This is a genomic window from Vibrio sp. FF266, from assembly GCF_041439695.1.
GTDB lineage: Bacteria > Pseudomonadota > Gammaproteobacteria > Enterobacterales > Vibrionaceae > Vibrio > Vibrio tasmaniensis_A.
Genome location: NZ_JBGOOO010000005.1, coordinates 50,200 through 64,601, shown reverse-complemented (window position 1 = coordinate 64,601; position 14,402 = coordinate 50,200). Strand labels below are relative to the sequence as shown.

The following is a 14,402-nucleotide window of genomic DNA, read 5'->3' as shown; positions in this document are numbered from 1 at the left end:
CCTTGTACCTATTGGTTTTGTGTTGTGTGTTTTTTGTCCTTAATTAAATTTGGCTCACAAGCCGACAGATTGGAATGGATGGAAGGAAATGGACAATAACGCTAAAAGCCCGTCAGTTTGTAAAATATTTGTTACACATAAACTCTATTCACAAGAAAGTGAGTGCTATCAAGGGATTGAAAGATGGTTGTTTGATTTACAGCAGAGTAATAGATGTTATTGAATTGTTACATACATCCTTTTATCAGCTAAGGTAATAAATCGAACATTAGACTGATGATGCAAAAAAGCCGCTGTAGTCAGCGGCTTGATGAGTTCTAGAAAGAACCTAATTCAAAGATGGGATCAGCGTTAATCCCAGTTGAGAATCGACCAATTCGGTTGATCAGCCAGTGCTTTCAAACGCGGGCATGGGTTTACTAGGTAAGCAAAATCAGCGTGTTCACACAAAGGTAAGTCGTTGATTGAATCCGTATAAAAGTGGATGTCTGAGTAGTTGGTTTCTTGATTGTCTAACCACTCTTTTAAACGCGTCACTTTGCCTTCACGGTAGCTTGGTACACCTGAGATCTGAGACGTGAAGCGACCTTGGTTTTCAATCAAATCAATACCAAGTGCGTTCTCAATACCAATCTTGCGACCCACCGCTTCCACTAAAAAAGTCACGCTGGCAGAGATGATCAACATATCGATATCATCATTCTCAAGCTGCTCAATCAAGGGTTTCGACTGCTTGAACTGTTTAGGCAAAATATGCTGTTCAACACACTCTTCGACCAATGCTGTAACTTGCTCTGTTGGCATATCGGCCAAAGGCTGCATGGAAAATGTTAGGTAATCTTCCATGTTCAATTTGCCTTCCGAATATAAACCCATTAAGCGCTTATCTTCTTCAATAAAGTTGGGCGCTGTGGCAATGCCCCTTTCAACCAAGAACTCATTCCAAAGCATCGCTGCATCGGCATTGATCAGTGTTTCGTCCATATCAAATACATACAAAGGTTTGAACATCTTAGGCTCTCACGGGGTGAATTTCGTTAAGGTTAAAACTAAACCATAGTTCTAGTTGGCTGCATGCTATAACGGGATTGTGACATTAAGAGCATATTTTCGTGGCAGTTGTATTTCACGGCTATGACAATCACCACATGCTTGTTTTCTTAAATACAACAGCTTATGGATTCAATCAGTATTGATACACATAGTTATTTAACTATATGTATTTAAATAACTATGTGTATTTAAATAACTATGTGTATGTCGCTAACTAGGTGTATTAGCTAACCAAGTGCTCATTAGCAAAAAAAAGAAACTCCGACTGATTCTGTCGGAGTTTCTTATAGAGTTGGATATGCTTTAGCGAGACATCAGCTAATTGAACCTAAACGATTTTCTGCTCATGTTCCTTGCTCGACTCAGTTCCTTTCGACAAGAAACTGGCAACGATCTCTCTTAGTTTCCCTTGATTGACGGGTTTTGGTAAAAATTCATCCATACCCACATCGAAGCACAAATGCTTATCTCGTTGCACGACGTTGGCCGTCAGCGCAACGATCGGAATGTGTTTAGAGGTTCCTTCTTCGAGCGCTCGGATCTGCTTAGTCGCTTCGAAACCATCAAGAACTGGCATCTGGCAATCCATGAAAATCATCACATAGTCATTGGCCTTAAATTTCTCGACACCAATTTCACCGTTGTCTGCAATATCCACCTCAAACCCCAGCTTCTTAAGCATCATTTTGGCAACTTGTTGGTTCACTCTAGAATCTTCAACGACCAAAACCTTACCACTAAACGGAGCAGCCACTGGTTTTGGCTCTTCTTTGATTGGAGCTTGTTTGTCTATTTGTGTCGTTCTAACAGAAGCAGGTGTTGTAGCTTCAACAGAACTCGATGATTTGGTTAATGGCACGGGTTGATTATCTTTAAACGCTACCTCACCTCGATTTGGATAGGTAAAGGTTGAGGTATCAGCCGATCTCGCCAGGACTTCACTCAGCGTCCATTTAAGCTGATTATCTTGATAAGGGCGAGCAATGTAGGCAACAAAACCCACTTGTTTGGCGCGTGCTTCATCTTGTTTTCGAGGGTCGGCAGAAATCATCACTAGCTTCGGACAAGCTTTGTCAAAACGCTCAATCAAACTTCTTGCTAATTGGAATCCGTCAATAGACGGCATCACTTTATCAATCAGCACCAAATCATAAGGCAACGACTTCGCCACAGACTCTGAAACAAGCTCTAACGCTTGAGTGGCGGTTTCACAGCACTCAGACTTAACGCCGAATGATTGAAGTTGTGTTGAGGTAATACGCATGTTCAACTGGCTGTCATCAACCAGAAGTACCGAGACTTTATTAAAATCTATGTTGCTCTCGTCAACGTCTAAGCTCGGGTCAAAGTCTGCGGTAAAGTAGAATGTACTTCCCTTACCTACGACACTGGTTAGCTCAAGCTTACTGCCCATTAAGGTCACGATCTTATCGCATATCGTAAGACCAAGCCCCGTGCCTCCGTAGATGCGGGTGGTGCTGCCGTCGGCTTGTTGAAACTTATCGAATACCGATTGTTGTTTGTCTTCTGCGATACCAATACCACTATCGGTCACCTCAAATTTCACTCTGAGCTTCTGTTCCGGCTCTATGACTTCTTCTAAACGAAGTGAGAGCATGACATGACCATGTTCGGTAAATTTGATGGCATTGCCGACTAGGTTATTCAGCACTTGTCTTAGCTGGGTGCCATCACCAATCACCATGGTTGGGATCTTAGGATCAATCGCCAGTTGGAATTTGAGCCCTTTTTGCTCGGCTTTAACTCTGAAGGTCGACTCTACATCGGCAGCAATACCCATCATTTTCATCGGCTCTTGCTGAAGCTCTAAACGACCCGCTTCAATCTTCGAGTAGTCGAGAATGTCATTGATTAAATCGAGTAGAGTAAGCGAAGAGGTGTTAAGCATGTCGACATACTCTTTTTGCTCTTTCGGCATATCCATTTCAGAAAGCAGTGATGAAAGCCCGATAATCCCGTTCATTGGAGTGCGGATTTCGTGGCTCATGTTGGCAAGAAACTCACTCTTGTTGCGGTTCGCTACCTCTGCAGTATCTTTGGCTTTTTCCAATTCTTGGTATTGTTGGCGAATACGTTCAATCGACTGATTGTAGCTACTCTCTAGTGTCGAGATCTCATCACTGTAGGTAGAGTTAGTGGGTGTTAAAAATCGCGGTTTGTTGTCTTCAACCTGTTGATGGTTGATCTGAGAAGACATGGTCATTAAGCGCTTGACTACAAGGCGATAGACGATGGTTAAACACACCAGAGACAATAAGAAGATTTTAACTGCTTCGAAGGCGAGCAATAATAATACCCGATCTTCAAAGTCGTTGAGAATCATACTCAGATCAGACTGCACCGTGAGCGTCGCCAGTTGGAACTCTGAGCCTCCCATCTGATGCACCATATCCCAAGATTGAGAATAAGACTGACCGGACGTCTGTTGACCTAATTCTAAAATTTTTTCATCGGGGCTTTCTATTAACAGATAACTGACCGAGGGTAAGCGGGAGATACCTTCAGCTTGCACAAACAGTTGCTCTCGGTCTTCAACCCACAAACTGGCGGTTAAGCCGGAAAGATAACCATCCTTAACCTGTTCGATCTGAGAACTGATAAAAGAAACTCGATTTTGGTACTCCACATACAAACCTAGACCTGTCACTATGACTGTGAATAAGGTACTGATTGCGATGATTACCCCGATCAACTGTCGGGAGAGTCCAATATAGCGTTTTCCTTTATTCACCATACAAAAATTACCATTATTGTTATCCTAGCAAACTACAATTACTCAACTAGTATAATAGTAGTCATTCATCAAATAACTAGGGAAGGTTATGAAAAAACATCTAATAGTTGCATCCATAGTCAGTTTGTTTTCAAGCAGTTATGCTTTTGCAAGCGAACCTGTTCACTACTACATTATTGCAAGCCAAGCGCAACCTTTTCAGATCGAAACTGACGGGTCATCTCACAGAGGAATGGTTTCGGATATTGTTGAAGCCGTATTTGACGACAGCCAATACGAGATCGATTACCACACCTACCCTTTCAACAGAATGGTCGATAAGCTCGACGCTAGAGAGAATCCAAACTGGGTCACCTATGGCAGCCCAAGTTGGGGAAATATCCAATCTGTAAACCTGTCTAAAGATCCGATTTACAATGTAAAACATGTGTTACTTAGCAGCGGCAAGAAGCCATTTGAGTTCAACACTATCGATGATTTAAACGGAAAAGCGGTAGTATTACTGGTGGGGTTTGAATATCCAAATCTAGAGCCTTATATCCAACAAGGTAAGCTTAACGAGATTCGAGTTAAAGATTACAGCGCGGCTTTTCGTGTATTAAACCGAGCTCCGGGTGATACCGTTTTTGTTGAAATGGAATCTCGAATCAAATACAACCTAAATGAGCAGAAACTCAGTATTGATGACTACCAGATGCAAGAGTTTGGCTCAGTGATCAATAACTACCCCATCCATTTAGCATTTGACCCAGAGATGGATCCTAAACTGCAGAGCTTCATCGACCAGCGCCTCGACCAAATGAAAGACGATGGTCAGCTCAACGACATCGTACAGAGTTACTTATAGCAACAGCATCAGTTGTAACCTTCGCATAAAGGTATAGCTTAGGTATCGTAATTTAGCTCTCTTCGATGACTAACTCGCTCTTAAGCCTAAAAGGCTGCCCTGATTAGCACAGAAGCTAAGTAGGGCGGCCTTTTTTAATTCATCTATAAGGGCTAAAAGAGTTTACCTGTAATCGACCTACTTAATTTGGAACCACGGAGGTAAATGGATTAGTGTGCAGCAATCAAATGCAGTTGCTGAGTACGAAGCTCTTGTCGTACTGCCATCAGAATCTTGCCTAAATGGTTCTCGCCGGTTCCATCGCCACCATCCCCCCAGAAGTGGTCTTTGTGCGAATGTTCTTTTATCACCGAATCTCCGGTATTAGTAAGAAACAACGCAAACTGTGGGTTCTGCCTGAACTTCTCTGTGACAATGAACTGCATCACTTCAACACGAATGTCATACCAATCTTCCCGAACTTGGTCTTCATAATCACGGCTTAAAGAGAATGCTTCAGCAGGAGTCGAGGCTTCGAGAATGGTGTTACGCAGCGCTTGAGAGGCAAACTTCATCGCTTGATAATAATGCTCGCTGGTTGCCCAAACTTGATCGTCGATTTTGATAGGACAAGCGGCAAAATTTGACAGGTACCCGTTTGGATCTTCAGGTTCATAGAACAGCACTTCTTTGGCTTTAGCCACCGAATTAGACATAGCCTTCTCCTTACCAGCAACATCGCATATTTTTGCTTTAACTTTAAAATTAGTGGCGTTGCATATAACTGTCAAACAACTTAGTTAAAGAGTATGCCAAGGGCATGTTTTTAGTCGAGAACAAGTAATGTAGAGGAAGGACAATGGATTTAAATGGAGAGAGGCAAGGAGCATGGTTTACTTATAAAAAGCACAAGTTTCTTAAAAAAATCAGATAAATCAAAGGGTGGCGGTGCGCCACCCTTCTAAATGCAATGGGGATTGTTAATGAATTAGACCTAGCTCCCTCGCTTCTTCCAGACTAAAACCGCTTTCTCTAATTTCTCTTAGAGCTTCAATACGACGACGAGCTTCAGCAGACTTCATTTTCTTTTCTGGTTTGAAAGATACTTCTTCTTCAGCATCCCACTTATTTGCAATATTTGTCATTTCATCATGGTTGATAGAATTAATGGACATGTTTTCCTCCGAAAAGCACCATGTAATGGACAGGTAATCTGTAGCAAATGCTATTTCGCTTGTTAAGCAATTCTGTACTGAAATGTGATGATTCCGACGCTTCACAAAGCTAATTAATAAATGCCTCATTTAAACTTTGCCAAAGCCATTTTGTGCCATTACATTTAAAAGATTCCCCATAAGAAATGTGGTTTGATCCACCTCTCATTTTCCTCGTTCTCATTTCCTATTTCCCGCTGAAACTTCATGAAATAATCAAAAAATAATTCGAGTCACTTCATTCTTTTTGTGCTCTTCTCTTCCACTAAATTCAACACATGTTAATGATAATGATTATCAATATCATAACTGAGTGTTTATCATGTCTAGGGAAAATTCAGAGACACCTCTTCTCGAAGTGAAGAATCTATGTGTCGATTACATTACCGATGACGGCGATTTTAATGCCGTAAAATCCGTAAGCTTTAATATAGGCCAAGGCGAGATTTTTGGTTTAGCGGGAGAATCCGGGTGTGGCAAAAGTACCATCGCATTTGCCATTAACCGCCTGCATAAGCCACCGGCTTTCATCTCTGGCGGGCAAATACTGTTTGGCGGGCAAGATCTGCTGAGCTTATCGGACAGCCACTTGAACACCTTACGTTGGAGTGAGATCGCAATGGTGTTCCAGAGCGCGATGAACTCGCTTAACCCTGTACTGACCATTGAAGAACAGTTTGCCGATGTATTGCGCCACCACAAGGGCATGAACAACGAGCAAGCAAAAGATCGCGCCGAAAAGTTACTCGACCTAGTCAATATCCCTCGCCACCGTCTAGCCGAGTACCCACACCAGTTTAGCGGTGGGATGCGTCAACGTTTGGTGATTGCGATAGCTCTCGCGCTCAACCCTAAGTTGATTATCATGGATGAACCGACCACGGCACTGGATGTGGTTGTACAGCGCGAAATTCTGCAGCAAATACACCAACTCAGAGAAGAGTTTGGTTTCTCAATATTGTTTATCACCCACGACCTCGCACTAATGAGCCAACTGTGCGATCGAATTGCCATCATGCGTCATGGACAGATAGTTGAAGTCAACCAAGCCCATGAGATTCGCAATAACCCTCAGCACTCCTACACCCAAAAGCTATGGAGTTCCTTCCCCAATATTCACGAACACGCTCACGCAACTGCGTGCTAGGAGAGCTCCATGTCACAACCTATTTTTCAAGTAAAAAACCTCGTTAAAGAATTCACTGTTGGTGGTGGATTTGGCAAAGAAGAGATCTTTAGAGCACTGCATGGGGTGAGTTTTGATTTACATGCAGGTAAAACATTGGCACTGGTTGGCGAATCAGGCTGCGGGAAAAGCACCTGCGCTCGACTGATGACCAAAGTGTATCCGCCAACAGAGGGAGAAATACTGTTCAATGGCAGAGATATTTCTACCTTAAAAAGTCGTAAAGATATCTTGGATTACCGAAGCCGCGTGCAAATGATATTTCAAGACCCATTTGGCTCACTCAATCCAACCCACACCATTGAACACCACTTAACGCGGCCCCTTAAGATCCACAAGCAAGTTGCTACGAAACAAGCTCTCACAGAGCGTCTCAAAGAGTTGTTAACGCTGGTGGAGTTGCCCATCGAAACTCTCACCAAATACCCTCATGAGCTCAGTGGAGGCCAAAGACAGCGCATAAACTTAGCAAGAGCACTTGCAGTCGGTGCTGAGGTTATCCTTGCCGATGAACCCACCTCGATGTTGGATGTTTCAATACGACTCGGTGTTTTGAACCTAATGCAGAGGATGAAGAAAGAGTTAGGGATAGGTTTTTTGTACATTACGCATGATCTCGCAACAGCACACTACATCGCAGAAGAGACGGCTGTGATGTACAAGGGACAGATCGTTGAGTGGGGATCAACCCAGTCGATCTTAACCAACCCACAACACCCATACACTAAGTTATTGATCTCTGCAGTGCCCGATCCTGATCTACCATTTGGCGAACTCGTGAAAAATGAGCCAAACTATTCAATAGACGCAGATCGTATTCGTGAACAAAGCAGTGAAATACAGCATGAGATCAAGCAAGTTTCAGATAATCACTATGTTAAACAGTGGGATAACGTTGCATGAATGAACTAGACACTTGGTTAGAGCGGATCGGAAATTGGTACAAAGACCGAAAGCATGATCAAGTGGAGAAGTTAGAGCCTTTGATCTTAACGCCTCCAGATGCACTCTGGGGGCCTTTGATCACGGATGAACAGAGCAAAGGCATCGCATGCTGGTTAGACGGATGCTTGAGAATCTTTACGTTTTATCGATATAAAGATGAAATTCTGACGGCATCGACAAAGCTTCCACCACCAAGCCCACCATCTATCTCAAACGAACTTTGTGGCTCGCACCATCAGGAAAAAGCTTTCCAATACCTGATGTTTGCCTATAGTAAGCTTCAAGCTGTGTCTTGTAATCCAAAATCAGAACCTGACTTACAAGAGTGGTGTACACAGCGGCTACAGCACTTGTGTGTATTGGCTTTGGAGTTTACCAACCAACAACAAGAACCGCGCTGGAAAGAAGAATCAGAAAAATTGATCGAATCGCATGTACGCTTTATGGCAAGTCAACACCAGAACGATGATCAAGGTATAGCTCTACGTCAACTGCACTGATCCACTCCTTGTTCAACCCCTGTTCGATCAAGCATCAAAGCTGAACCCCATCAAAAATAAGCACCGTAGAAAGCATGATCTCACCTTGATCATGCTTCAGGAACGGACTCCATAAGCTGTAGAATTTAAATGGTAAGCTTTTGAATGTTAATGATTAGCCGAATTACAGGCAAAAAAAAGCGAGTCCCTTAGGAACTCGCAAAAATCTATTCAGTATGATGTAACAAAATATGAGCCAATCTATTAATCATAAGAAAGGACAAAAGGTTGTCTATTCGGGATAAATAATAATCAACTGGATGCGCTACATTGTCATCAATTTGTCAGCGTTAGGTGCGGTTTTAATCAGCACCTAATGTGTTCAAACTATCCATTCGTCGGCCGTAAATATGGGCTTCTTACAACTGAGCAGTGACAGTGATTGGTGGTTAATGACTAGTGGCCAATCGCCATTTCGTCGAGCGCTAAGAACACGTTTTCGTCTAAATGACCTTCGTGAACTTGTTTACACACTTTACGACGCACAGCTAAACCAGAGATCAAACGCTCAATAGACAAGTGTCGATTGCTGGTGCTGTCACGGTCGTTGTAAAGCTCAATCAAGCGACTCAGTGTTTCGTATGGGATAACGTCCTCCCCTACTCTCAACCAATCAAGCTTCTCAATGAGCTCAGAACACTCTTCTTTGATTGAAGCATGTGAATGCCCTGTCATAGCAGATAAAGCCGTTATACTGCGTTCTAGAGCCTCTGCAGAGGTATATTTAGAGAGAGTAATCATGATCTCGTCAGCGTTGATCTCAACAGAGTGTTTACGCTGCTTAACTCGACGTCCCAATTTGCCTCTTGGCGACGGTGCTTTGCGCTGAATTGGCTCAAACTCACCATCAATAATCTCAGACAACTCTTCCAACTTCTGCTTAGACACCATTTCATTACGCAGTGGGTTCGGTAACGTTGGTGCCATATTACGCTTGCCTGCATTGGTGGTGCGTGCTCTTGAGTAACGTAAGACTTCTTCCACATTACATTTGATATCAACCTGATAATCAGTCGTTTTTCCTTTTTCGATCAACGCGGTGATCGTTAAGTGATAACCCCAAAGGTTAACCAGGAAGGTATCTTCTTGATCCCCTACTTCACCTAACTTTCTGAGCTCGCGGATCAGATCCATCGAAAAACGACGCCAATCGATGTTACGCGCCAATTTCTGGTTGAGTTCACTGAGCAACATGCTATCTGAATGGCGACGTGCCATGCGGCTTCTAAAGTACGAATACATTTGAAAGACCAAGGTATGTTGCTTCAGGATTTCTGGCGGAAATAGGAAGAAATAGTCACGCGTCAGCAACTCTTCGTAGAACGAAGGTTCCCAAACCAGGATGTATAGGTTCGGTTTAATGCGAATTTCGCCGTCAGAGCCTTCTGTAGGCGCTTCTTCCGATGCGGTAATGGTTCTAGCTAGGAATCGGAAACGATCACTCTTAAAGCCTTCTGGCATGTTCTCGCTAAGCCAACGGCCGGTGAGCTCATGCAATTGGAAATCGGTAAATTCGATACGATCAATACTGTCACGGATCGAATCACGTGCCGGCCCGCTGTCTTTCTTGCCACGCAAGGACAAAATATCCGTGATGTAAAGTGGTGTTTTGTTCGGTGTGTGTTTCGCGTCTAGATGGTAATCATCTTGGTGATGATCATGATATTGAACAGTAAGCGTGAATAACGCGAATAGCGTCATCAGATCATCAACCGTCATAATGTTTTTTGAAGATCGTGTCTCGATCACCGCTCGAGTGCCAGAGATCGAAACCATTGATTTTTGGTAGCTCTTGCGCGTTCTAGGGGGCGCTAAGGCTTGATCAATAATGCCCGCCCAATTGGTTGGCGACACAATAAATTGATCGGCTTCGTCTTTCATCGTTGGTGGGGTATTGAGTCCGTGTTCATTCAATAAGCGTTTGTTGACTTTGGTTTGAGCTAGAGCTTTAGATCGCTTTTGCTTCTCATTTTGCTTCACACTTTCTGTCACTAAGCTAGTAGCACCCAATACTGATATCAATTGGTTTGGGTTAACAAAGCGATGCAGCATAGTTTTACCAGCAAGACCTTCTTCAAAGCGAACCGGAATTTGCCTGAAAAGACCGATACTAACCGCAGCTCTTAACCTTTGCTGTAAGGCTGCACGAGTAACTTGACCATCGGTTGATTCAATAATCTCGGTAGTAGAAACGTAACCGTCTTTGCTGCTAAACCCACGAAGTGAAATTAGGTTAAGAAGCTCAACGATGCTTTTGGTGACACCTTTGAAGTGCTGATATTGTTCTATCCATTCAACGGCTGTTTCAGAGACCTCAAATAAATGACCATCTTTGTGGCTTCGTGCCTTAATTAACAATTTCTCTTCTGGTTTCATTTTTGATCCGTATCACACTAACCGTAATTTCACTATAGTTCCTGAATGATAAAGAAAGAATGATCATAAATAAAGAGAATTTATTGGCTTTTAAATAACTGATCTTTTTGATTAATATGATCTTAAATGATTAAGTGATCTAATGATCTGGCTGTTTCTTTTCCTTTAAGTTGCTGAATTTAAACGTTTAAAATAAAACCCCTTGGAAAGCATGATCATAAAAACCCCGAAACTATGATCATTAAATCAAAGAAAGCATGATCACAGAACACCAGAAGTATGATCATTAAGTCATTGTAAGCATGATCATTATTGGCTTGAAAGCATGATCATTATACTTATACAGCTTATCCACAGTTCGGAAGTCAACATCATCTTCTAAGTCACTTCATACAACTCAATACGGATATTTATGATGGCCAATCTATCGGAACAATGATCAAGTGATGGTACTTTTTTATCCTTCCCGCCCTATTGAGGATAAAATTTAACCTGTATCTGTTGAAAATGGATAGCTTTGACGTATTTAGCGTAGGTGGGAGTTAACTAGGAAGCATGATCATGAAATTGTCATGTTTGCGTATTCTCGGTCAGTGTAGATTGAATTTTCAATCATTGAGCCCTTATAGGCGTTGAATCCCCATTACAAAAGCATTTGTCCGTAACTTAGCTCTTAAATCACATGCTTCCGGAACGATATTTACTTGATCATTTTTCCGGAGTTTGATCATTTGTAATGTGCAGTTGCTCGGATCAATATTGCTAAGTTTGCGCCTTGATCATGCTTCATAATTTGGTGTTATTAATTCTCTTACATTAGATGTGTTCCATGATCATTCTTCCGCTCTGGTTAGAATCCTCTGTTGTTTTTTTGCAACTCCTCTTCTCTTATGTTTTGAATTTTTTGTCCATTGAGCGTTATTTAATTTTTATTGAATTGAAAATCTATAAATTCGAATGCAAATCACACCAACCGTAATCTGTGGTTGTGTTTCAATCGTTCCGCAGCTTTTTAGCGATAATATCATTTACATTGTAAATAAGTGATGCTGTAACATTTTAAATGTGCACTAGAAATAACATGGTTGTGCATGGTGAAAATGATGACTTTTAGTATTACTCTGAGGTGATGTTTCATCAAATTGTAAAAACACTGTCTATTTTATGTGAGTTTACTCATAAATGCATGTTCATGTTTTTGTTGTGTTTGTTGTTAATCGCTGTACAATTTGTACTTAGTTAATCATTACGGAAACTGGCAATGAAAAGAGAACAAACGATTGATAAGCTCTATCAGCTAGCCGAACAAACTCAACAAGTTCAGGCTGACCGAATTGAGATTATTTTGGAAGAGCGAAGTGATGAACATTTCCCTCCAATGTCTAAAGCTATGATGGAGACTCGTTCTGGTTTAACGCGTCGTAAACTCGATGAAGCGATCACTAAACTTGAAGCTGATGGCCATCAGTTTACAAAGAACAACGCCAATCACTACTCGATTTCATTGACAGAAGCTCACATGTTGATGGACGCGGCAGAAGTGCCAAAGTTCCATCAACGTAAGCAGCATGCTGACAATAAACCATGGATTATCAACGTACAAAACCAAAAGGGTGGTACGGGTAAATCAATGACGGCAGTTCACTTAGCTGCGTGCTTATCTCTAAATTTGGATAAGCGCTACCGTATCTGTCTGATTGACTTGGATCCACAAGGCTCTTTGCGTCTGTTCTTAAACCCACAAATTAGTGGTGCAGAGCATGACAGCATTTATTCTGCAGTCGATATCATGTTGGATAATGTGCCAGAAGAGCAGGATGTTGACCTAGAATTCTTGCGTAAGAACGTGCTGTTGCCAACTCAGTATCCTAACTTGAAGACTATTTCAGCCTTCCCAGAAGATGCGATGTTTAACGCTGAAGCATGGCAAAGTCTGTCTAGAGATCAGTCACTTGATATTGTTCGTCTTTTGAAAGAAAAGCTTATCGACAAAATCGCCGATGATTTTGATGTGATCATGATTGATACTGGACCACACGTGGACCCGTTAGTGTGGAATGCAATGTACGCGTCGAACGCGCTTTTAATACCATGTGCAGCCAAGCGTTTGGACTGGGCTTCAACGGTTAACTTCTTCCAGCACTTGCCAACGGTTTATGAAATGTTCCCGGACGATTGGAAAGGGCTTGAGTTCGTTCGTCTAATGCCAACGATGTTTGAAGACGACAATAAAAAGCAGGTATCAGTTCTGACTGAGATGAACTACCTGTTGAATGACCAAGTAATGATGGCCACGATTCCAAGAAGCCGCGCCTTTGAAACTTGTGCTGACACTTACAGCACGGTTTTCGATCTGACGGTAAGCGACTTTGAGGGCGGTAAGAAAACTCTGGCTGTGGCTCAAGACGCAGTACAAAAAAGTGCTCTAGAATTAGAGCGTGTATTACATAGCAACTGGCCTTCACTTAATCAGGGATAACAAGAATGGCAATTAAAACATCTGACTTAAATGCAAAGCTATTTGGTAAAGCAAACAAACGTCGCGTAGCTACGCCACAAGAAGCTCAAACTGCGGTAAAAGAGCAAGCTCAAGTGATTGAGCTTTCTGTTGCGGGTGAAGATTTAGTTTCATTTGAATTGGTTCGAATTCCAGCCGCTGATGTAGCAACACGAACGGTTGTTTTTGAAGAGAATGCTCGTGAGCAGTCTTTCTTGAATGAGCACGCGCTTTCTGACGTACTAACTACGCTTAAAGAGCGCGGCCAGCAATATCCAGCGGTTGGCCGTAAGAACAAAGACGGCAAGATTGAAGTTCTTGATGGTAGCCGTCGTCGTATGTCATGTATTTTGGCTGACAAAGAGTTCTTGATCTATGTCGCTGAAAACATTAACGGCGAACATGCTAAGTTTTTATCAGATGTAGCTAACGCTCATAAACCACTTTCTCTCTATGAGAAGGGGAAGGAGATGCAAGCGAAGCTTGATAAAGGCGAAGCTGAAGACCAGAAAGCACTCGCTAAAATGTTCCAGTGCAGTGAAGCTTTGGTGAGTGGCGCGTTGAAAGCGGCCGCTTTACCACTTGAATTATTACAAGCTTACCCAAATGTGAGCGATCTTGGCCGTCCGACTATTGTTAAGTTACACAAACAATTTAGCGGTCTTACTAGTGAGCAGCAACAAACATTACTGACCAAGTGTGGTGCTTCTGAAGGTTTTGTGTGGCAGCGCAGCGAAGCTCAAGGCGTAACTCGTTTAACAAAAGACGTGACAGAGACTTTAGAAGGTTGGGTGCTCGAACTAGCACCAGCACCCGCGAAGAAAGCTTCTCCAAAAGTTGAACTTATTAAAGGTCGAGCGTCATATAGCCGTAAGGGTTCAAACTTGGCGTTAAATCTTAAGAAAGTTGATGATACAACAATGGAAGAAATCCTAGCATTCGTACAATCTAAGTTAGACTAAGTCACGACTTTCATTACTCCTCTAAAGCCGCTTTATGCGGCTTTTTATT

The 14,402-nt window shown here is 42.4% G+C and carries 12 protein-coding genes; 7 read left to right on the top strand and 5 right to left on the bottom strand.

The window, feature by feature from the left end; all coding sequences use genetic code 11:
- The first annotated feature begins 74 nt into the window (after positions 1-74).
- Positions 75-257 (top strand): hypothetical protein, encoded by a 183-nt coding sequence (locus tag ACED59_RS05980; RefSeq protein WP_017097193.1) that lies wholly within the window; start codon positions 75-77, stop codon positions 255-257.
- A gap of 94 nt (positions 258-351) precedes the next feature.
- Here the strand turns inward: ACED59_RS05980 and ACED59_RS05975 are convergent, their stop codons facing one another.
- Complete coding sequence (locus ACED59_RS05975; protein WP_017097194.1) at positions 352-1,011, bottom strand: HAD family phosphatase; 660 nt, start codon at positions 1,009-1,011, stop codon at positions 352-354.
- Positions 1,012-1,381: 370 nt separating this feature from the next.
- Positions 1,382-3,808 carry a response regulator gene (locus tag ACED59_RS05970; protein ID WP_017097195.1) on the bottom strand — a complete coding sequence of 809 codons (2,427 nt, stop codon included), beginning with the start codon at positions 3,806-3,808 and terminating at the stop codon, positions 1,382-1,384.
- Between the two features lie 88 nt (positions 3,809-3,896).
- Here ACED59_RS05970 and ACED59_RS05965 point away from each other — a divergent pair, with 88 nt between their 5' ends.
- A complete protein-coding gene (locus ACED59_RS05965; protein ID WP_017097196.1) occupies positions 3,897-4,655 on the top strand; it encodes an ABC transporter substrate-binding protein in 759 nt (252 codons plus the stop codon).
- A gap of 209 nt (positions 4,656-4,864) precedes the next feature.
- On the opposite strand, the gene ACED59_RS05960 is transcribed toward ACED59_RS05965, so the two are convergent.
- Both ACED59_RS05960 and ACED59_RS05955 read right to left on the bottom strand, forming a co-directional pair.
- Complete coding sequence (locus ACED59_RS05960) at positions 4,865-5,425, bottom strand: NADAR family protein (RefSeq protein ID WP_017097197.1); 561 nt, start codon at positions 5,423-5,425, stop codon at positions 4,865-4,867.
- Positions 5,426-5,614: 189 nt separating this feature from the next.
- Positions 5,615-5,809 (bottom strand): PA3496 family putative envelope integrity protein, encoded by a 195-nt coding sequence (locus ACED59_RS05955; protein WP_004732575.1) that lies wholly within the window; start codon positions 5,807-5,809, stop codon positions 5,615-5,617.
- A 361-nt stretch (positions 5,810-6,170) separates the two neighbouring features.
- On the opposite strand from ACED59_RS05955, the gene ACED59_RS05950 reads away from it, so the two are divergent.
- Genes ACED59_RS05950 through ACED59_RS05940 form a run of 3 tightly spaced genes read left to right on the top strand, consistent with a single transcriptional unit; the run spans position 6,171 to position 8,479 of the window.
- On the top strand, positions 6,171-6,995 hold the full coding sequence (locus ACED59_RS05950) for an ABC transporter ATP-binding protein (RefSeq protein WP_029223838.1): 825 nt from the start codon (positions 6,171-6,173) through the stop codon (positions 6,993-6,995).
- A 9-nt stretch (positions 6,996-7,004) separates the two neighbouring features.
- Entirely contained in the window at positions 7,005-7,937 is a 933-nt protein-coding gene (locus tag ACED59_RS05945) for an ATP-binding cassette domain-containing protein (RefSeq protein ID WP_017097199.1), read from the top strand.
- Positions 7,934-8,479: a hypothetical protein gene (locus ACED59_RS05940; RefSeq protein ID WP_017097200.1), complete on the top strand. Its 546-nt coding sequence runs from the start codon at positions 7,934-7,936 to the stop codon at positions 8,477-8,479. The genes ACED59_RS05945 and ACED59_RS05940 overlap by 4 nt, the downstream gene beginning before the upstream one ends.
- A gap of 435 nt (positions 8,480-8,914) precedes the next feature.
- Here ACED59_RS05940 and ACED59_RS05935 read toward each other — a convergent pair whose 3' ends face one another.
- Positions 8,915-10,894 (bottom strand): replication initiator protein RctB domain-containing protein, encoded by a 1,980-nt coding sequence (locus ACED59_RS05935; protein ID WP_012601303.1) that lies wholly within the window; start codon positions 10,892-10,894, stop codon positions 8,915-8,917.
- Between the two features lie 1,261 nt (positions 10,895-12,155).
- Here ACED59_RS05935 and ACED59_RS05930 point away from each other — a divergent pair.
- Positions 12,156-13,373 (top strand): ParA family protein, encoded by a 1,218-nt coding sequence (locus ACED59_RS05930; RefSeq protein WP_009846016.1) that lies wholly within the window; start codon positions 12,156-12,158, stop codon positions 13,371-13,373.
- A gap of 5 nt (positions 13,374-13,378) precedes the next feature.
- Entirely contained in the window at positions 13,379-14,353 is a 975-nt protein-coding gene (locus tag ACED59_RS05925; RefSeq protein WP_009846015.1) for a ParB/RepB/Spo0J family partition protein, read from the top strand.
- Positions 14,354-14,402: the final 49 nt, after the last annotated feature.